We start from the raw sequence: 19,924 nt of genomic DNA on the forward strand, positions 1-19,924 counted from the left end.
ACAATCAAGACAGGCTCCACGAAGGAGCCTGTTGCATGAGGGATCAGCGGAACTCCACTTCCTCAATCTCGACCCGCACCAGGGGCTTGCCGGTGAGACCGGCCGGGCACGGCACCTCCAGCACCATGGAGGGGCGCTGCTGCCCCTTGCGCAGATAGGACTCCGGCAGACGGTTCTCGCCGACCCAGAAGCGGGCCTCCTGCTTGACCAGCTGGGCCCCCTGCTCGCTGAACAGGGTGATGCTGCCGCGCACCCGCACCACGTTGCGGGTGCCTGTGTTGCTCACCATGAATTGCAGTTGCAGGGGATCCGAGCCTTCCAGCTTGGCGAGCTTGACGCCGATCCCGTCCTTGACGGCCTGGGCCAGCAGCTCGGGGTTGTTCATCGCCTGCTCGGTCAGCACCGGCACGGCCACCGTGCCCTGCACCGCGCTGCCGTCGGCGGCGGGCTTGAGCAGCAGGTATTCCCAGGTGAAGTCATCGTTGAGCTGCACCTGGCGACCATCCGGCAGGGTCACCTGGGTGAGCGGGGCGGCCTGTGCCAGCAGGGGCGACAAGCAGAGGGCAACCAGCAGACGGGACAAGGGTTTCATAGGGTGGTGACTCGCGTCGATGGAAAAGGGCGTCAGTATAAAGAGTCCGCCGCACCTTGCCTATGACCGCTCTCACGTTCCTGCCCTCGGCTGCCTAGACCACCAGCTCCTGCCGCTCCTCCGCCGGCATCATGTCCAGGGTCACCAGATCGAACGCCGTGCTCTTGAGGGCGGTGAGGATATCCGGCTGCAGATCGAACGCCCGGGCCCGCAACCGGGCCGGCAGCCGTACCCGGGCCAGGGTGGTGGCCCGATCGCCCAGGGTATGGAAAAACACCTGCGCCTCCTCCAGCCCCATGTCGGCCAGCATCTGCTCCGCCATGTCCACCATCCGCAGATGACGGCGATCCACCAGCTCGGGATCGGAGAAGCGGTGGCTCAGGCAGCCGTGGGCGCTCTTGCCCCAGCGTCCCAGCTGACGTTTGTTGAAGCCGTAGCGAAAGTCCCTGTGGGTCATGCCCTGTTTGGCGAACAGCCAGAGGGTGTTGTCCGGCAGGCTGCCGAATCGGCGCAGATACTCCCGCAGCTCCTCGACCGGCGCGGGCAGCAGCATGGGCAGGTGGCTCCAGTCGGTTTCCAGCGCGGTGAGGTGACAGATGTAACGCACCGGATCGATCACCTCGTTGAGGTGGCGCAGGTGATCGCAGAAGATCATCTCATCGGTCTTGATGACCCGCTGCTCGATGCCGTAACGCTGACAGTAACGTTTGGCACGCGCCACTTCCTTGCGGCTGCGGGTCGGGCTGTCCAGAGTGATGGCGCGGATATGGATACCGCTGGCGCGGCACAGATCCATGCTGTAGCAGGACTCCAGTCGACCGGAGAAGGAGACCGCCAGTTCGCCGTAGCCAGCCAGGGTCTCGATAAGCGACTGCTCCCTGGTCTGAAAGGTCTGATCGTATCCTCGATTCAGCACAACGATATTGGCATCCATAACAACGGCACCGGATGATGAATTGGGCGCCATTGTGCAGCAATAATCCTGAATAAACCCTTAAAGAATGCGGATAAACTAGAATTTAATGATTATTTCATACCAATTATCATCATATTCATCCAGTTGCGTGTCATAAATCCGCAGTTTCGCCTGATGAACCTGATGCATGCGCAGAAAACCCTCGGCCTGCTCGAGGGAGGCGAACGTCAGCCTGCCCCCCTCGCTGTCGGTGAGGCACTGCATCTCCCCATCCACCTCGACACAGAGCTGATAACCGCTGCCATCCAGACAGGCGATCAGCAGCCCCGCATCCGGATAGTGACTGAGCCAATTGCGAAACCTGCCGTGTTCCATAACTTACCCCGCGTTCCCGCCCGCTTAGGCCGGCAGGTAACCCTGTGTCACCAGCTGCTGGCGACAACTGTATGCATCGGTAAACACCAGGCCGCCGATCCCCTGCGTCTGCGCAGCGGCCACGTTGGCCGGGCTGTCATCGATGAACAGACACTGCTCGGCCCGCAAATCGAACGACACCAGCAGATAGCGGTAGATATCCGGCTCCGGCTTCATCATCCGTACCCTTGCCGACACCACCTTGCCGCTGAAGAAGCGCCAGAAATCCTGATGTTGCTCCAGCCAGTCGATGCTGGCGTGGCCCATGTTGGAGAGTGCGTAGAGGGTGTGCCCCTCCCCGTGCAGTGCCTCTATCAGGCTCAGCATAGCGGGATCCGGCACAAGGGATGGCGGCACCGCCTGCAAAATGGCCAGATTCTCCGCCGTCGACAGGCCGGTTCGCGCCTGCGCCTGACGGGCCATGGTGTGCAGCGACAGGGTCCCCCGGTCCACTTCCAGCCAGTCGCCATGGTTGAACAGTTGCTCCGCCAGCTGCTCCGCCCCGTGCGGCCCCCGTACCGAGCGCACGATACCGACCGGATCCCAGCTCACCACCACTCGTCCCAGATCGAAAATAATCGCCATTCTCACCTCCAGCTCTCTGCATCATTGCGACGGCAAGCGGGTTCATCCGACACGCATCTGCCCCCGCAGGCTCACGCCCCTACCCTGCCCCGTTCGCCACCCACGGGCAAGTTTTACTTGCATAGCACGGTCAAATCCCTTAATGCTTATGGCGTTACCTCAAGGACACACTCATGCACGCACCATTCTTTTTTGCTTTCTCGTTTATCCGGCCCTCATGAGGGAAGGCCAGTCGTCACGTGAAGCACTCGCGTAAACAGAAAGCAAAGACGAATCGAGCCTCCCCTAGCGGAGGTTTTTTTTTGCAGCCACCACAATCGATTACTTGGATAGGGAACCATCATGGCAACGCTCGACGAGATCAGACAAGACATCACCCAGTTGGATCAGGAGCTGCTCGCCCTGCTGGCCAAACGCAAGACCCTCAGCATCGAGGTCGCCCGCGCCAAGCAGGCCAACCCGCGCCCGATCCGCGATCCCCAGCGCGAGCAGGATCTGCTGGTCGCCCTGATCCAGAAAGGGCGCGGACTGGGACTGGATGCCCAGTACATCACCCGCATCTATCACACCATCATCGAAGACTCGGTGCTCTCCCAGCAGGCCTATCTGCAGAGCCTGCTCAACCCGGAGCAGCAGGAGCCGATGACCAGCGTCGCCTATCTGGGGCCGCGCGGTTCCTATTCCAGCCTCGCCGCCCGCAAGTACCTGGCCCGCTACAAGGATCAGGTGATCGAGGTGAACTGCCAGAATTTCCGCGAGGTGCTGGATGCTGTGGAGTCGGGCCGCGCCGCCTTTGGCGTGCTGCCCATCGAGAACACCAGCTCGGGCTCCATCAACGAGGTGTACGACGTGATGCAGCACACCAGCCTCTCCATCGTCGGTGAGCTCACCTACCCCATCGAGCACTGCATCCTCACCGCCGTGCCCACCGAGCTGTCCCGCATCAAGACCTTCTACGCCCACCCGCAGGTGTTCCAGCAGTGCTCCCATTACCTCAGCAAGCTGGAAGGGGCGCGCCACGAGATCTGCGACTCCTCCTCCAGCGCCATGATGAAGGTCAAAGAGCTGGCGAACCCCGAAGCGGCGGCCATCGGCAGCGCAGCCGGCGGCGAGCTGTATGGGCTGGACGTGCTGGCCGAGCAGCTGGCCAACCAGAAGGAGAACTACAGCCGCTTCATCGTGGTGGCGCGCAAGCCCATCGACGTGGCGCCGCAGATCCCGGCCAAGACCACCCTCATCATGTCCACCTCCCAGAAGCCGGGCTCCCTGGTGGAAGCGCTGCTGGTGCTGCGCAACAACGAGATCAACATGACCAAGCTGGAATCCCGGCCGGTGCAGGGCAACCCGTGGGAGGAGATGTTCTACCTGGATGTCTCCGCCAATCTGCAGACCCCGGCCATGCAGGCCGCATTGATGGAGCTGACCAAGATCACCCGCTACATCAAGGTGCTGGGCTGCTACCCGAGCGAAGACGTCAAGCCGACCGCCGTGCCGCCGGTGCTGCTGGGCAACTAGCCAACGCTGCAATCCGCCAGGCTTGGGCGGCCGACACCGCCAATGAAAAAGGCGACCCACCGGGGTCGCCTTTTTGTCGTCCATTCGCCTGAGATACGCCGTCAGAACTGGCCCGCCATCAACTGGTTGATGTTGTAGAGGGCGCGGGTATCGAGCTCCATCTCGGTGGCATAGGTGTTGCCACGGGGATAGGAAGCCACCACTCTGGCGCCGCGCACCATGCCCGCCACCGACACGTCCAGCGAGTTGGAGGTCTGGGTCAAGTCCTTGTAGCTGCTCTGGCCGCGTACCTGCTGGCCGTTGAGCTGCTCGGCCAGCTCGCGATAGGCATCCATCTTGGAGGCGCGGATGGCCTGCAGCATCTTCTCGGACTGGGACGGACCGGGCTGGATGTCGATCACCGCGTAACCGACCGCCTTGAGCACCGGGAAATCATCCGGCTTGTTGTTGCCACCGTAGTTGACCACCCGATTGCCGCCGCTGCACGCCGTCAGCAACAGGGCCAGCAGGCATCCGAACAGGATTTTCATTGCATCTACTCCTTGTCAGGGCGTCAGGTTGACCAGATGGCCGCCGGGACGCGCCTGGCTGTCACGCATCAGGTAACCGCGGTTGATCGAGGCCCGGCCAAACGAATTGTTGGCACCGAACAGGTATTTTTGCGGGATCAGGCTCTGGGCCGTGGTCTCCACCATCTTGGTACGCAGGTCGATGATGCGGGCATTGACCAGGATCCCCTGCTTGTTGCGGCTGAAGGTGCCGGTCAGGATGCGGGAGATGGGCAGTCGGGGGGAGAGATCCCGATAGTTGCGGCTCATCACGAAGTCCCCCTGCGGGGTGACCTTGATGCTGCCGGTCAGCTTGAAGTCCACCACCACTTCCCCGCGCCGGTTCAGCTCGTAAATAAAGCTCTCCTCGATCTGCTGCCCCATCCAGTTGGTGTCCTGCAGGGTATCGAGATCGACGAAAGAGGAGACCGCAATGGGTTCGGTCAGGGTGGAGAGCGACTTGCGCTCCATCAGCTGATCGGTCATGCGCGCCACCAACCAGTTGAGTTCCATCCCCTGCGCCGCCTGGCGCGGATCACCCTGCTCCCGGTTGATGGGGTCGGAGCCGCAGCCGGCCAATGCCAGGGCGAGCGCCAACGCCGTGATGAGTTTGTTCATGGATACCTTTCCTGTATCTGCACCTGATTTGTTATCGGTTCGACCGGCCAAAGCTTGAGCCGGGAATGAGGCATGGATCTTGCTAAATATTCGCGGTGTGCTGTGCAACCGGCACGGCTCTGTGATCTGTATCGGCCGGCGACCTCACTTCGACAGGGGTGAATCGCACCGACCCGCATATTCAAGGTGTTTGTCATGAAATTACCGCTGCTGTTAACCCTGCTGCTGGCCAGTCTGTCGGCGCGGGCCGAGATCATCGAGGCGCAGGGCAGTGCCGCCATCCTGGGCGGGGACGAGGTCTACGCCCGCGAGCAGGCAATCCGCGATGCCCTGCGGCAGGCGCTGCTGGCGAGCGGCGCCGCCGTCTCCAGCATCCAGCGCCTGGAAAACGGCAGCCTGCGCTCCGAGCAGATCCAGATCCGCTCCGGCGGCGACATTCGCCAGTACCGGCTCAAGCGGGAAGAGGTGCGCAACGGCCGCATGTACATCACAGTGATGGCCGACATCCAGGCCGAGCGCCAGATCTGCCAGACCCAGCACTACGCCAAGGATTTGACGCTGGTGCGGCTGCGGCTGCGCTACCCCGAGCAGGCGAGCTACGGCGCCCTCGACGACATGCCCGCCAACCTGTCACGCCGCATGTTCGAGGCGCTGGCCAGCGCGCCGCAAGGGGTGGCCGTGCGCCAGTGGCTGGACGAGAACCTGCGCATCGATCCACTCCACCTGCAACAGGGGGATCGCAGCGCCCTCGAGGAGATCAAGGCGCTCAGCCTGCGCACCGACAGCCAGTACCTGGTGCTCGGCAGCATCGATGATCTCTCCATCGAGCCGCAGGGCAACCAGCTGACCAGCTGGTATGAAGACCCCATTCGCAACTTTCGCATGCAGCTCTATCTGTTCGACGGCATCAACGGCAGCCTGCTCGGCCGCAAGGAGTACCAGGGCCGGGCCAACTGGACCTTCGCCAAGCGGGATCAGGTGGGCAGCAGCAGCGGCCAGTTCTGGCAGTCGAGCTATGGTCAGGAGGTCAACTACCAGATCCAGGAGGCGGTGCAGGATCTGGTGGCCCAGCTCAGCTGCGCCCCGGTCACCGCCCGGGTGGTCAGCCAGAACGAGCGCGGCCCCTACATCAATCTGGGCCGCCGCAATGGCGTCCGGCTCGGGGATCAGTTCCGCATCCAGCACGATGCCGATTTCATCGACCCCTACGGCAAGGCACGCATGCTGCGCAACCCAGCCGACGGCCTGTTCGAAGTGGTGCAGGTATTCGAGGATGGCGCCATCATCAGCAGCCAGAACAAATATTCGCCGTTTAACATCCAGATCGGCGATCTGGCAGTATTGGAATAAGAATCAAGGGTTTAAAAGGGAGCCGCTTCTTGTATAATGCCGGCCACAAGGTTCCCGTAGCTCAGCAGGATAGAGCGGTCCCCTCCTAAGGGACAGGCCACTGGTTCGACTCCAGTCGGGAACGCCATACAAAACAAGGGGTTGGCATCATCATGATGCCAACCCCTTGCTCGTTTTTGGTCAAGGCCGCCGTTCGGCCGATGGCGGTTGCGTCGGCAGCCCGCCGCAACCGAACCAGCCCGAACTAACCTGCCAGCTCAGTGGAATCGTGTGCAGCTCCTCCCAGCGGAACCAACGTGAGCCTGACACCGTGCTGAGCCAGCACCTCGCGCGCACTCTCGGGCAGTTGCCCGTCGCTGATGACCTGATCGATCGCCTCCCAGCCCACCACGTTGAAGGTACCCACCTTGCCGTATTTGGAGGAGTCGCAGATAAGTATTCGGGTCGCGGCAGCCTCCACCACGGCGCGCTTGACCGGCACCTTCTGCTCGCTGGGAGTGGAGATCCCCAGGGCATCCCAGGAGGAGGCCGACAAGAAGGCCACATCAAGGTGCAGATTGCGCAGGAAGTGGGCGGTCGCCTCGCCGGCGCAGGACTGGTTCTCCCGAATGACCTGCCCGCCGGTGTGGTAGAGGCGGCCACGGCCGTGCTCGATCAGGTAGGCGCACACCATGAAATCGTTGGTCACTATCATCAAGTCTTCCCGCGGCGCCAGCTCGCGGGCCAGCTCGAGGGAGGTGGTGCCCGCATCCAGATAGACGGAGCTGCCCGCAGCCACCTGCGCCGCGGCACTGTGTGCAATGGCGAGCTTCGCCTCCTGCATCAGGCTGCGCTTGGTGGCGTGGGAGGGCTCGCTCTTGATCCGCTCGGAGAGGCTCACGCCCCCCGACACCGAGAGGACTCGCCCCTGCTCTTCGAGCTTCTGGATATCGCGCCTGATGGTCATGTGGGATACCTGCAGCCGTTCGGTCAGTTCCGTGATGCTGACGGCACCGCGCTCGGCCAGCAGGTGCAGGATCTGTTGCTGTCTCTCTACGGGGATCATGGGCAATCCGTAACGCTAAAACGAGCACCCATGTTACCCCAGCGGGATGGGAAGTTTTGATAAAAAAGCAAATCAAGGCTCACAATTCACAACAAATCACATCTCAACCGCCACCAAAGTCACTCAATCGGCTCCGCTTCGCTTAAAATAACAAAAATTAACACCGCTGAAGTTAAATTTTGTGACACCTGCCTGATATTTCACCACCACAAGCCCCTACTATCGGTTCATTCGTTGTAATCGAGGAACTGACAGATGAGCAGACCCTATCACGTTGCCGTCATCGGCCTGGGCGCCATGGGCATGGGCGCCGCCCGCTCCTGCCTGCGGGCCGGGCTCACCACCTACGGCATCGATCTCAATGCAGAGGCGCGCAACCAGCTGCAACAGGCCGGCGCCGCCGCCGTCATGGCCGATGCCCGCCCCCTGGCGGAGACGCTCGATGCGGTGTTGCTGCTGGTGGTCAACGCCGTTCAGGTGCGCAAGATCCTGTTTGGCGAGCACGGCCTCGCCGCACATCTCAAACCGGGCACCGGCATCATGATCTCCTCCACCATAGCCGCAGAAGAGGCCGCAAGCTTGGCCCGCGAGCTGGCCGCTCTGGATCTGCCGATGCTGGACGCCCCGGTCTCCGGCGGCGCCATCAAGGCCGAGGCCGGCGAGATGACGGTGATGGCCGCCGGCGCCGATGCCGCCTTCGACAAGCTGGCTCCTGTGCTCGATGCGGTGGCCGGCAAGCTCTACCGGGTCGGCAGCGAACCGGGCCAGGGCAGCACGGTCAAGATCGTTCACCAGCTGCTGGCGGGGGTGCACATCGCCGTGGCCGCCGAAGCCATGGCGCTGGCCAGCCGGGCCGGCATCTCGCTCGATCTCATGTACGACGTGGTGACCCACGCCGCCGGCAACTCCTGGATGTTCGAAAACCGCATGGCTCGGGTGCTGACCGGCGACTATCAGGCCCGCTCGGCGGTGGACATCTTCGTCAAGGATCTCACCCTGGTGGCCGACACGGCGCGAGAGCTGCACTTCCCGCTGCCGCTGGCGAGCACCGCCCTCAACATGTTCCTCGCCGCCAGCAACGCCGGCCACGGCAAGGAGGATGACAGCGCCGTCATCAAGATCTTCGACGGCATCACCCTGCCAGGCGCGGAGGAGGCACGATGAAACTGGGCGTGATTGCAGATGACTTTACCGGGGCCACCGACATCGCCGGTTTTCTGGTGGAAAACGGCCTCGCCACCCTCCAGCTTGCCGGCATCCCGCCGGCGGTGGATCTCAGCGGGATCGATGCCGTGGTGATCAGCCTCAAGAGCCGCTCCTGCCCGGCGGGCGAAGCGGTACGCGACTCGCTGGCGGCCCTCGACTGGCTCAAGGCGCGCGGCTGCCCGCGCATCTATCAGAAGTACTGCTCCACCTTCGACAGCACGGCGGCCGGCAACATAGGTCCGGTCACCGATGCCCTGCTGGCAGCGCTGGAGAGCCGATTCACCCTGATCTGCCCGGCCCTGCCGGTGAACGGTCGCACCGTCTATCAGGGCAACCTGTTTGTCGGCGCCCAGCCGCTCGCCGAGTCGGGCATGCGCCACCACCCCATCACCCCCATGACCGACAGCAACCTGCTACAGTTGATGGAAGCTCAGGGGACGGGCCGCGCCGGACTGGTGCCCTTCGCCACCATAGCGCAGGGCCCCGCAGCCATTGCCGACGCCTTCGAGCAGCTAACACAAGCTGGTGTGCGCTACGCCGTGGTCGACACCCTCACCGAGCAGCACCTGCTGGATATCGCCGCGGCCGCCATCGAGATGCCGCTGGTGACCGGCGGTTCCGGGCTCGCCATCGGCCTGGCCAGGTTGCTAGGCAACGGCAATCCGGCCGCCGCCCGCGCCGCGGGAAGACCGCTCGGCACCCGCGCCGTGGTGCTGTCAGGCTCCTGTTCCGAGATGACCAATCGCCAGGTGGCCCGCTATCGGGAGGCGGCGCCGGCACTGGCCCTCGACGTGGTCGCTTGCCTGACGCAAGCCGACTACCCGGCCGAGCTGGCCCGCTGGGTGCTGGATCAGCCTTCGTCACCCGCCCCCATGATCCACGCCACCACCAGCCCGGATCGGCTGGCCGAGATCCAGGCCCGTCATGGCCGCGACGCGGCGAGCGAGGCGGTGGAGCAGTGCTTTGCCCGCCTCGCCGTGCTGCTGCGCGCCGCCGGCATAGACAGCTTCATCATCGCCGGCGGCGAGACCTCGAGCCGGGTCACCCAGGCCCTCGGCGTCGCCGCCTTCCACATAGGCCCGCAGATCGCCCCCGGCGTGCCCTGGGTGCGGGCCACCGACGCCCCCCTCTCGCTGGCCCTCAAATCGGGCAACTTCGGTGACGAGACCTTCTTCAGCCGGGCACAGGAGTCTTTCCATGACTGAACAGGCACTGCGCGACACCATGGTGATGCTGGGTGCATCCCTTTTCCAGCGAGGCTATGCCACCGGCGGCGCCGGCAACCTCTCCGCCAAACTGCCGGACGGCACCCTGCTCGCCACCCCAACCGGCTCCTGCCTCGGCCGGCTTGACCCTGCGCGTCTCGCCCGGGTGAGCATGAGTGGTGAGCACCTGGGGGGCGATCGCCCCTCCAAGGAGGTGGCCTTCCACCTCGCCATCTACCACAACAAGCCGGAGTGCCAGGCCGTGGTGCACCTGCACTGCACCCACCTGACCGCCCTCTCCTGCCTGGAGGGACTGGATCCGGCCAATGTGATCCGCCCCTTCACCCCCTACTACGTGATGCGGGTCGGCCAGCTGCCGCTCATTCCCTACTACAAACCGGGGGATGCTCGCATCGCCGAGGAGCTGGGGCGCCGCGCTCCCGAAGGCAACGCCTTCCTGCTGGCCAACCACGGCCCCGTGGTGACCGGCAAGGATCTGGTGGACGCGGTCAACAACATGGAGGAGCTGGAGGAGACGGCGCGCCTCGCCCTGCTGCTGCATGGCCAGCGGATCCGCTACCTGAGCGAACCCGAGATCAACGAATTGAGGAGTTTGAAGCCATGAGCCAACTCTGGTCCGTCCCTCTGACCCGATACAAAAACAACGCATTGAGGAGCATCACATCATGAGCAAGTTTGCCGCCAACCTCACCATGCTGTTTACCGAGCTGCCGTTTCTGGAGCGCTTCGCGGCGGCCCGCGAGGCCGGCTTCGCCGCGGTGGAGTTTCTGTTCCCTTACGAGTGGCCGGCCGCCGAGCTGGGGCGCCAGTTGCAACTGCACGGTCTGACCCAGGCGCTGTTCAACATGCCGCCGGGCAACTGGGCGGCAGGGGAGCGAGGCATGGCCGCCATCCCGGGGCGGGAGGCCGAATTTCGCGCCCACCTGCCAAGCGTGCGCGACTACGCTCTGGCGCTCGGTTGCAGCAAGGTGCACGCCATGAGCGGCATCGTGGACCCTGCTCATAGCCTCTCGGCCCACCGCCAGACCCTGATCGACAACATCCGCTTCGCCGCCAACTTTCTGGCCCAAGACGGTATCAAGGTACTGCTCGAGCCTCTCAACGATCGGGATGTACCCGGCTACTTCCTGGCCCACCAGCTCGACGCCCTGGCCCTGGTGCAGGAGATAGACAGGCCCAACGTAGGGGTGCAGCTCGATCTCTATCACGCCCAGATCATGGACGGAGATCTCACCCGTCTCATCGGCAAGCTGGGCCCGGCCATCGGCCACGTCCAGATCGCCTCGGTGCCGGATCGCCACGAACCGGACGAGGGGGAGATCGCCTATCCGCACCTGTTCAAGGTGCTGGAGCAGGCGGGCTACCACGACTGGATCGGCTGTGAATACAACCCCAGAGGCAACACCCGGCAAGGCCTGACCTGGCTGGCACAACAATAACGACCCTACACACGAACGAGTCTGAGGATAGCAAGATGCAGATCATCATCACCGGCGGAGGCGGCTTTCTGGGACAGAAGCTGGCCCGCGCCCTGTTGCACAGTTCCTTACCCTTCAGCGAGCTGCTGCTGGTGGACATTCAGGAGCCACCCCCCCTGGCCGACCCGCGAGTGCGCTGCTTGCAGGCGGATCTGACCGCCCCCGGGGTGGCCGAGTCCCTCATCAGCGAACGTACCGCCGTGGTCTATCACCTCGCCGCCATCGTCAGCAGCCACGCGGAGCAGGACTTCGATCTCGGCTGGCAGGTCAATCTGGACACCACCCGCAGCCTGCTGGAGGCGTGCCGCCATGCCCGGCCGGGCATCCGCTTCGTCTTCACCAGCTCGCTGGCCGTCTATGGCGGCCCGCTGCCAGAGCTGGTGAATGACGGCACGGCGCTGACCCCCACCTCCTCCTACGGTGCCCAGAAGGCGATGGGGGAGCTATTGGTCAACGACTACAGCCGCAAGGGTTACGTCAACGGCCTGGCGCTGCGCCTGCCCACCATCTGCGTGCGGCCGGGCAAGCCGAACCGCGCCGCCTCGTCGTTTGTCAGCAGCATCATCCGCGAACCGCTGCAAGGGGAACAGGCCCTCTGCCCGGTGAGCCCGGAGCTGCGCCTGTGGCTCTCGAGCCCCGCCACCGTGGTGGCCAACTTCCTGCTGGCCGCCACCCTGCCAAGGGGGGATGCCCGCAGCATCAACCTGCCCGGCATCAGCGTCACCGTCGGCGAGATGCTGACGACGTTGACCCAGGCGGGCGGCCAGGCGGCGCGGGATCGGGTGCAGTTTGCCGCCGATCCCGCCATCGAGCGCATCGTGGCCAGCTGGCCGGGACGCATCGACAACCAGCGCGCCCTGGCAACCGGCTTCGTAGCAGACAGGACGTTTGCCGACATCATCGACAGCTTCATCACCCATGACATGCAGGAGGCATCATGAGCGACATCCCAACCCCCATCATAGGTCTCATCATCGCCGTCTTCGTGCTGGTGTTTCTGGTCATCCGCACCCGGGTGCACGCACTGATCGCCATGCTGGCGGCGGCCTGCATCGCCGGGATCACCGGTGGCATGAGCATCGACAAGACCCTCACCGTCATCACCCAGGGCTTTGGCTCCACCCTCGGCAGCATCGGCATCGTCATCGGCCTGGGGGTCATGATGGGTCGCCTGCTGGAGGTGTCGGGGGCCGCCGAGCAGATCGCCTACAGCTTCATCAAGTGGCTTGGCAAGCGGCGTGAAGAGTGGGCGCTGGCCATCACAGGCTACATCGTCAGCATCCCCATCTTCGTGGACTCCGCCTTCGTCATTCTCTATCCGGTGGCCAAGGCGTTGGCGAAAAGCGGCAAGCGCTCCCTGCTCACCCTGGGGGTGGCGCTGGCGGGCGGTCTGGTGGTCACTCACCACACTGTGCCGCCGACCCCGGGCCCGCTCGGCGTGGCCGGCCTGTTTGGGGTGGACATAGGCGCCATGCTGCTGATGGGCATGGCCCTGGCCATCCCCTGCGTGGTGGGCATCGTCTTCTACGCCCAGTGGCTCGACAAGAAGTACCCCGAGTTTGCCCAGCAGGTGCAAAAGACCCCGGACGAGCTGCAGGTCACCTATGAGCAGTACCTCAAGGAGAAAGAGGGCAAGGCCCTACCGAGCCTGACCCTGTCGCTGCTGCCGATCCTGGTGCCCATCGTGCTCATCTTCGTCAAGGCCATCTTCACCACCCTCGCCACCCTGGAGGGGATGGACGGCCTGATGGCGAACCCGCTGGTGCAGGGAATCAACTTCATCGGTACCCCCATCATTGCGCTGGCCATCAGCGTGCTGCTGGCGGTCTACACGCTAGTGCCGCACATGGACAGGCACGCCACCGCCGCTCGCCTCGAGGAGGGGCTGCAATCCGCCGGCATCATACTGCTGGTGACCGGTGCCGGCGGGGCGCTGGGGGCCGTGCTGCGCGACAGCGGCGCGGGTCAGCAACTGGCCGAGCAGATCGCCCTGCTGCCCATCTCCCCCATCCTGATCCCCTTCATCGTGGCGACCCTGGTGCGCCTCATCCAAGGATCCGGCACCGTGGCCATGGTGACGGCGGCCTCCATCTCCGCCCCCATCCTGGCGCAGATCCCCGGGGTCAACATGCTGCTGGCCGCCCAGGCCGCCACCATGGGGTCGCTCTTCTTCGGCTACTTCAACGACAGCCTGTTCTGGGTGGTCAACCGCATGATGGGGATCTCGGACGTGAAACAGCAGATGATCGTCTGGTCCATCCCGACCACCATCGCCTGGGCCATCGGTGGTACCGGCGTCGCACTGCTCAACCTGCTGTTCGGCTCCGGCGGCACCTGGCTGGATCCCTTGCTGCCCCTGCTGGTACTGGCGCTCATCATCTGGGGCGTGCGTCGCCAGCAGTTGCCCGCCATCAGCAGCGCGGTGGCCGACAGCAAATAATCGCACTGCCATACCACCGAGGTATGGCCACCAGGGAGGGCCGGTCTGCTAGACTGGCCCTCTTTTTGTTCATTCATCTGCAAAGGAGTGTCGGATGTCTGCTGCTTCGTGGTGGGACAAGTCCACCGGGCTGGCGCTGCTGACCATAGTGCTGTGGGCCTCGCTGGCGGCGCTCACCTCCCGGGTCACCAGCGTGTCGCCGCTGGTGCTGGTGGGGCTGGTGCTGTTTTTCTGCGGGGCGGGCGCCCTGCCGTTCTGGCGTCAGTGGCGGGCTCGTCCGGTCAACTGGCTGGTGACCATCAGCGCCCTGCTGCTCTACCACCTGCTGCTGTTCATGAGCTTTCGCCACGCCCCCGTGCTGGAGGCGAACCTCATCAACTACCTCTGGCCGCTGTTTATCATTCTGTTCACCCCCTTGCTGCTGCCGGGTCACCCGCTGCACGGCCGTCACCTGCTGGCCGGCGCCCTGGGTCTGGCCGGCTCGGTACTGGTGATGGTGAACGGCGAGCTGCAACTGCAACAGGCCTATCTGCCGGGCTATCTGCTGGCACTGGGGGCCGCCATCGTCTGGGGCGCCTACTCGGTGCTCTCGCGCCGGCTGCCGCCGGCCCCGGCGGTGATGACGGCGGCGGCCTGCCTGCCCGCCGGGTTGCTGGCGCTGTTGCTGGCCTGGCTGCTGGAGGGACCGCTGCCGGTGGCTCAGATTCCGGCCGGTGACTGGGGCCTCATCATAGGGTTGGCACTCGGCCCCATGGGGGCGGCGTTCGTCACCTGGTATCTGGCGCTGCGGGACGGGGATCCGCGCCGCATCGGGGCACTGGCCTATCTGACGCCGCTGCTGAGCACCCTGCTGCTGGTGTTGCTCAACGGTGAGCAGCTGACCCCCCGTCACCTGCTGGCCGGCGCCCTTATCATGGGCGGCGCCCTGCTCGGCATGCAGGGCAAGCCCCCTGCCCGCCAGCAGCAGGCCCCAGCCCTGCGGCCGTAAGCCAGCCCTCTCGACAGTCAGTCCGGGCCGCCGGGTTGACTGTCATAAAAGCGCCATCTCTGCTGCTTAAGCTCACGCCGACGCCCATCGCCGTGGTTCAACAAGCAGGAATGCTGCCGTGAAAATTGCCCATTATGCCTCCCTCTCTTCTCTCGCTCTGCTGCTGGTCGCCGCCGTGCAGGTCGCTGCCCTCTGGCACGGCTGGCAACAACTCAACCAGGCCGAGCTGGCCCAGCATCAGCACGAACGGCTGCAGCAGCGGCTCACCGGTACCCTGCAGGGCACCCTGCGCGACTACCTCGCCAGCGGCGATCCGCTGCGGCTGACCGAGGCCGAAGGGGTACGCAAACAGGCGCTCGCCCAGCTCTCCCAACAGGATGGGGCGCTCACTGCCCCGCTGCGCACCCTGCTCGAGCAGATGGGAGCGCGCATCGACAGCGACTATCTGGCGGCGGGCAAGCTCTCCGGCAACAGCCAGTGGCTGCTGCAAAATGCCGAGAACGAGCTAACCGATCAGGCCAGGGCGCTGCTGCGATACGGTCAGCAAGGGGCGACGGGGAGCGACCCGGCCAGCGCCGAGCGCTATCGCCAGCTGGCTGGCGACCTGCTGGCGGCCCTGCCGGGGCTCGCTCACCTGCGCCAGAACTACATGGAGCAGGCCAGCCCCAAGCTGCTGGAAGGGTTGCGGTTCGAGCTGGCGGCCCTGCAAAAACAGGCCGAGCAGCTGGCGGCCCTGCCGAGTCTGGCGCTTTTCGAGGCGCCTCCCGCCGACGAGTTCACCCTGGGGGAGCCGGAGCGCAAGGAGCTGGGGGATCTCCCCAAGGCCGAACTGATCTCCCTGCTCAAGCGCTACCCGCAGGAGCTGGAGAACAGCCGCAAGGCGCTGCAACAACAGCAACAGGCGCGCCAGGCGGTGCAGCAGGACATTGACCAGATGCTGCAGGCCACCGGCCAGATGGGCAGCGAACTGGCCGTCGCCCGCCAAGCGGTGAACCAGCGGCTGGCCGCCATCCTCGGCAGCCTGGCGCTCTGTCTGGTGCTGGTGGCTCTGCTGTTTGCGCTGGTGCAGCGCCGCTGGCTGGTCAGGCCGCTGCTGCGCCTGCGCGCGGCCTTCCTGCAGCTCGACGAGACCGGGCAGGCCGAGACCCTGCCAGAGGGGCGCGAGCGCAACGAGCTGGCCGACATCGTCGCCAGCTACAACCGCCTCATCCTGCGCCTGCAACAGGATCAGCAGCAGAAAGAGGGCCAGCTGTCGGCGGTGTCGCAAAGCCTGCAGGGAATGGTCAACCAGGTGCAGGAGATCCATCACAGCACCCGCACCACGGAGCAGGCGGTGGACGAGAGCGATCTGATGATGAGCGAGCTGAACCAGCTGGCCGGCGAGGTACACCAGGTGGCCGCCGAGATAGCGCAGCACGCCCAGCACAATGAGCACTCCATGAGCCAGAGCGAGCAGCTGGTGGGGGGCATGTTGCAGGCCACCGCCCAGACCGGGCTTGCCATCGACGAGAGCGGTGGCGCCCTGGCCCAGCTCAAGCGCTCGGTGGAAGATGTGACCGCCATCGTCGACGTGATCGGTCACATCTCCCAGCAGACCAATCTGCTGGCGCTCAACGCGGCCATCGAGGCGGCGCGGGCCGGGGAACAGGGGCGCGGTTTTGCGGTGGTGGCCGACGAGGTGCGCCACCTCTCCGCCGATACCCAGCGCTCCCTTGGCCAGATCACCGAGATCCTGACCAGACTGACCCAGGCGGGGGATCAGCTCGGCACAGTACTGGCGCGGATCACCGCAGAGGCCGCCGCCCAGCGTCAACAGGCGGAGCAGCTGCGCCAAACCACCCAGGCGGTGCGGGAGATGGCGCGCAGCACGGCGGTCATCGCCCTGCAGGGGGCCGACAACGCCAAGAGCCAGGAGCACAAGCTCGCCAGTTTTGCCGATCTCATCGGCCGCATCAGCCAGCACGCCCGCCAGGGCAGCCGCCTCTCGGTGCAGGTGTCGGAGCACATCCACCACCAGGCCAGCCAGATCCCGCGCATCCTCGGCCACCAGGCCTGAGCCGCGCCGGTTCAGCCGGCGCCCCCAACCCGGCCCCTGCCATCGCGCAGGGGTTTATCTTTTTTTGTGGCACAAAATTATCTGTTATCCGCAGGTTAACGAGGAAAGATCCCTCTGCACAGTGCGATCCGTCCGGATCGGCCGGCAATATCATCTGAAAACGTTGTCATCGCCGTTATGAGTGGGCTGGGAGTGTCCACAACGAGCGTCATGATTATTTGCACTCGGTCATATTTTTGAAACTTGGTGGGAACTTTCCATTGATATTTCGCACCGCGAACGTACTCTTGAGCTGTCCGATAGCCAAGTATCGGAACACAAAAAAACAAAATATGTGATGAACAGAACTGCACCCACCGCAGATGTGCCAAGACGTCGCGGCCGCAGCCGACATACTCGAACTTTTTGCCCTTCGGGGTCTTGATTGCAATGCCAATACCGAGCGGCGGGCACCTGCCTGACTGCCGGACAAAAAAGCTAAGTCCATAAAATCAGGAGCAATACAAAATGGAAAAAGTGATCTTCAAACGTGCCGCATTGAGCGCAGCCGTCGTTGCTGCCATGCTCGCCCCCGGTATGGTGTTGGCTGCCGACGAAGCAGGTCCCACCTATGCAGCCGCCGCCAGCAAATTCTATGAAGAAGGCAAACTCAACGGTGGTCTCTTCTACTTCCAGCGTGATCGTCAGCGTATCGACGGTGACCCCACTGCCAAGAACAAAGAAGGCAAGTACCAGTCCAACCTGAGCCACGCCACCACCCAGGCCTCCCTGAACTTCAACTCCGGCTACGCCTGGGACGTGGTGGGTATCGATGTGGGCGGTTTCGGTGCCTATGACCTGGCCGTGACCGAGAACCACCCGGTCAACCAGGAGAACGAATTCTCCTTCGCCGGCAACAAATGGGGCGAAAACTACAAGGACGGTTCCCCGGAAGGCGGCTTCAGCCTGGCCAACGCCTCGCTGAAATTCAAGGCGCTGGACGGTGCCCTCACCGCCAAGGGCGGTCTGACCCAGCTCTACGTACCGGGCGTGATCGGCGTGAACTGGTCCTATCAGCCGGGTACCTACCGTGGTGGCCAGATTGAAGGCAACTTCGGCGGCCTCTACCTGACCTACGCCATCGCCGACGAGTACAAATCCCCCTGGTACAAGGAGACCCAGAAGTTCTCCCGCGCCAAGGCATGGATGGATCCGTTCGCCGATGAAAACGTCATCGACTACATCCAGGGCGTAGCGGCGCGTTACACCTTCGAAAACGGCACCTCCATTACCGGTTCTTACGGTAACTCCGAGAACTACATGGACAGCTACCACTTCAAGCTGGCCCACAAGTTTGACGTGCTGGGCGGCCTCTCCACCAGCTACCAGTTCTACGGCTCCGACACCGAGACCTATCAGAAGGGCGGTGCCGACATCGAGACTTACGATGGCCTGGCATGGCAGCAAGCGCTGACCGCCGCCTGGGGCATGGGCCCGTACGGCTTCCGTCTGGAAGGTCTGTGGACCAAGGCCGAGGGTAACGAAGGCAACTACCTGCCCCGTCTGACCCGTGGCTACGGCAACTCCCAGGGCGCGAACGAGATCTGGTGGGACTCCCGCTCCGACTGGAACGCCAACAACGAAAAAGCGCTGTTCTTCGGCGTGACCCGCTCCCTGGATGACCTGGTGGGTGCACCTGGCTGGTCCGTCGGTGTCTCCGGTGCCTACGGCTGGGATATCCAGAAAGGCGACGGCACCAAGGCCACCAACGGTGAAGATACCGAATGGGCAGCCAACTTCGACGTCATGTACACAGTGCAGGATGGCAAGCTGAAGGGCACCCTGTTCAAGCTGCACTACACCGATTACAACAACGACATCAGCCAGGGCGGCGGTTGGACCGAATACCCCAACATCTTCGCCTCCGAGAAAGACGTCAAGTTCCACATCATCATGCCGTTCACCATCCTGTAAGCAGGTGGTTGAAGTTAGCAAACCGGGCCGATTGGCCCGGTTTTCTTTTTTCTGATCAGCGGGTTAACATGCAAAGCCGCAGGCGCTTATGCCTGCACCGTCACCACAAGGATGCGCCCATGTCCCGCTTCGTTCTGATCACCGGCTGCTCCAGCGGCATCGGCCTGGCCGCCGCCAAGGCGCTCGGCCAGCACGGCTACACCGTCATCGCCTCCGCCCGCAAGGCCGAGGACGTGGAGCAGCTGCGCCAGCTGGGTTTGCTGGCCGTCGAGCTGGATCTGGCCAACGAGGCCAGCATAGAGAGGGGCGCGGCCGAGGCGCAGGCACTGGCCGGTGGCCGCCTGTATGGCCTGTTCAACAACGGCGCCTACGGCCAGCCCGGCGCGCTGGAGGATCTGCCCACCCAGGCGCTGCGCGAGCAGTTCGACACCAACCTGTTCGGCTGGCACCACCTCATTCGCCAGCTGCTGCCGGCCATGCTGGCGGCCGGCGAGGGGCGCATCGTGCAGAACAGCTCTGTGCTGGGGCTGGTGGCCATGAAGTATCGCGGCGCCTACAACGCCAGCAAGTTCGCGCTGGAAGGGTATACCGATACCCTGCGCCTGGAGCTGGCCGGCAGCGGCGTGCAGATCAGCCTGATCGAGCCAGGCCCCATCGACACCCGCTTTCGGGCCAATGCCCGCGCCGCCTTCCTGCGCCACATTGATCCCGTCGCCAGCCGCCATCAGGCAGCCTATCAGCAGACCCTGAGCCGGCTGGAGCGCGAAGGGGGTGCCCGCGGTTTTACCCTGCCAAGCGAAGCCTGCATCGCACCGCTGCTGCATGCACTCGGCAGCCCGCGCCCAAAACACCGCTACCCGGTCACCTTCCCGACCCGGCTGTTCGGAGTGCTGCGCCGCCTGTTGCCAAGCCGCCTGCTCGACCGGATCCTCGCCAAGTCGGCCTGACAGCAACCGCTTCGCCACCCGACACGCCCGCAAACCACCTGCAGCCA

Annotated in this window: 19 protein-coding genes, 1 tRNA gene and 1 other annotated feature; of the genes, 13 read left to right on the forward strand and 7 right to left on the reverse strand. The window is 64.2% G+C overall.

Annotated elements, in window-relative coordinates:
• Positions 1-43 precede the first annotated feature (43 nt).
• From AB5Y94_RS00780 to AB5Y94_RS00795, 4 genes are all read right to left on the reverse strand, one after another.
• Positions 44-592 (reverse strand): DUF3157 family protein, encoded by a 549-nt coding sequence (locus tag AB5Y94_RS00780; protein WP_368204478.1) that lies wholly within the window; start codon positions 590-592, stop codon positions 44-46.
• A gap of 94 nt (positions 593-686) precedes the next feature.
• Entirely contained in the window at positions 687-1,559 is an 873-nt protein-coding gene (locus AB5Y94_RS00785) for a hypothetical protein (RefSeq protein WP_017783770.1), read from the reverse strand.
• A gap of 45 nt (positions 1,560-1,604) precedes the next feature.
• Entirely contained in the window at positions 1,605-1,883 is a 279-nt protein-coding gene (locus tag AB5Y94_RS00790; protein ID WP_005303707.1) for a DUF6482 family protein, read from the reverse strand.
• 24 nt (positions 1,884-1,907) lie between these two features.
• Positions 1,908-2,507: an HAD family phosphatase gene (locus AB5Y94_RS00795; RefSeq protein ID WP_017779208.1), complete on the reverse strand. Its 600-nt coding sequence runs from the start codon at positions 2,505-2,507 to the stop codon at positions 1,908-1,910.
• Between the two features lie 169 nt (positions 2,508-2,676).
• Positions 2,677-2,811 (forward strand) — a sequence feature (Phe leader region).
• A 38-nt stretch (positions 2,812-2,849) separates the two neighbouring features.
• Between AB5Y94_RS00795 and pheA the strand changes: the two genes are divergently transcribed.
• A complete protein-coding gene (pheA, locus tag AB5Y94_RS00800) occupies positions 2,850-4,022 on the forward strand; it encodes a prephenate dehydratase (RefSeq protein ID WP_368204479.1) in 1,173 nt (390 codons plus the stop codon).
• A 101-nt stretch (positions 4,023-4,123) separates the two neighbouring features.
• Here pheA and AB5Y94_RS00805 read toward each other — a convergent pair whose 3' ends face one another.
• Together AB5Y94_RS00805 and AB5Y94_RS00810 are read right to left on the reverse strand one after the other, a co-directional pair.
• Positions 4,124-4,552: an LPP20 family lipoprotein gene (locus AB5Y94_RS00805; RefSeq protein ID WP_123245472.1), complete on the reverse strand. Its 429-nt coding sequence runs from the start codon at positions 4,550-4,552 to the stop codon at positions 4,124-4,126.
• A gap of 15 nt (positions 4,553-4,567) precedes the next feature.
• Positions 4,568-5,188 (reverse strand): FlgO family outer membrane protein, encoded by a 621-nt coding sequence (locus AB5Y94_RS00810; protein WP_016349807.1) that lies wholly within the window; start codon positions 5,186-5,188, stop codon positions 4,568-4,570.
• 195 nt (positions 5,189-5,383) lie between these two features.
• On the opposite strand from AB5Y94_RS00810, the gene AB5Y94_RS00815 reads away from it, so the two are divergent.
• Together AB5Y94_RS00815 and AB5Y94_RS00820 are read left to right on the forward strand one after the other, a co-directional pair.
• A complete protein-coding gene (locus AB5Y94_RS00815; protein WP_368204481.1) occupies positions 5,384-6,538 on the forward strand; it encodes a flagellar assembly protein FlgT in 1,155 nt (384 codons plus the stop codon).
• 50 nt (positions 6,539-6,588) lie between these two features.
• A tRNA-Arg gene (locus tag AB5Y94_RS00820) sits at positions 6,589-6,665 on the forward strand.
• A gap of 117 nt (positions 6,666-6,782) precedes the next feature.
• Here AB5Y94_RS00820 and AB5Y94_RS00825 read toward each other — a convergent pair.
• Positions 6,783-7,583, reverse strand: a complete 801-nt coding sequence (locus AB5Y94_RS00825; RefSeq protein ID WP_010634851.1) for a DeoR/GlpR family DNA-binding transcription regulator — start codon at positions 7,581-7,583, stop codon at positions 6,783-6,785.
• A gap of 255 nt (positions 7,584-7,838) precedes the next feature.
• Between AB5Y94_RS00825 and ltnD the strand changes: the two genes are divergently transcribed.
• The 10 genes from ltnD to AB5Y94_RS00875 all read left to right on the forward strand — a co-directional run bounded on the left by ltnD (position 7,839) and on the right by AB5Y94_RS00875 (position 19,877).
• Entirely contained in the window at positions 7,839-8,747 is a 909-nt protein-coding gene (gene ltnD, locus AB5Y94_RS00830; RefSeq protein WP_368204483.1) for an L-threonate dehydrogenase, read from the forward strand.
• Positions 8,744-9,994 (forward strand): 3-oxo-tetronate kinase, encoded by a 1,251-nt coding sequence (gene otnK, locus AB5Y94_RS00835; RefSeq protein WP_368204485.1) that lies wholly within the window; start codon positions 8,744-8,746, stop codon positions 9,992-9,994. The genes ltnD and otnK overlap by 4 nt, the downstream gene beginning before the upstream one ends.
• Positions 9,987-10,619 (forward strand): aldolase, encoded by a 633-nt coding sequence (locus AB5Y94_RS00840; protein ID WP_017779202.1) that lies wholly within the window; start codon positions 9,987-9,989, stop codon positions 10,617-10,619. Before otnK ends, AB5Y94_RS00840 begins: the two co-directional genes overlap by 8 nt.
• A gap of 61 nt (positions 10,620-10,680) precedes the next feature.
• Positions 10,681-11,454: a 2-oxo-tetronate isomerase gene (gene otnI / locus AB5Y94_RS00845; protein ID WP_368204486.1), complete on the forward strand. Its 774-nt coding sequence runs from the start codon at positions 10,681-10,683 to the stop codon at positions 11,452-11,454.
• A 35-nt stretch (positions 11,455-11,489) separates the two neighbouring features.
• Entirely contained in the window at positions 11,490-12,434 is a 945-nt protein-coding gene (denD, locus tag AB5Y94_RS00850; RefSeq protein WP_368204487.1) for a D-erythronate dehydrogenase, read from the forward strand.
• A complete protein-coding gene (locus AB5Y94_RS00855; protein ID WP_368204489.1) occupies positions 12,431-13,933 on the forward strand; it encodes a GntP family permease in 1,503 nt (500 codons plus the stop codon). Before denD ends, AB5Y94_RS00855 begins: the two co-directional genes overlap by 4 nt.
• 94 nt (positions 13,934-14,027) lie before the next feature.
• Positions 14,028-14,921, forward strand: a complete 894-nt coding sequence (locus AB5Y94_RS00860) for a DMT family transporter (RefSeq protein ID WP_368204490.1) — start codon at positions 14,028-14,030, stop codon at positions 14,919-14,921.
• Between the two features lie 118 nt (positions 14,922-15,039).
• A complete protein-coding gene (locus tag AB5Y94_RS00865) occupies positions 15,040-16,977 on the forward strand; it encodes a methyl-accepting chemotaxis protein (RefSeq protein WP_368204491.1) in 1,938 nt (645 codons plus the stop codon).
• Positions 16,978-17,484: 507 nt separating this feature from the next.
• Positions 17,485-18,930, forward strand: a complete 1,446-nt coding sequence (locus AB5Y94_RS00870; RefSeq protein ID WP_005303739.1) for an OprD family outer membrane porin — start codon at positions 17,485-17,487, stop codon at positions 18,928-18,930.
• A 119-nt stretch (positions 18,931-19,049) separates the two neighbouring features.
• Complete coding sequence (locus AB5Y94_RS00875) at positions 19,050-19,877, forward strand: SDR family oxidoreductase (protein WP_324038825.1); 828 nt, start codon at positions 19,050-19,052, stop codon at positions 19,875-19,877.
• Positions 19,878-19,924 lie beyond the last annotated feature (47 nt).

It is taken from the genome of Aeromonas sp. s5, assembly GCF_040907865.1.
GTDB classification, from domain to species: Bacteria; Pseudomonadota; Gammaproteobacteria; order Enterobacterales; family Aeromonadaceae; genus Aeromonas; species Aeromonas dhakensis.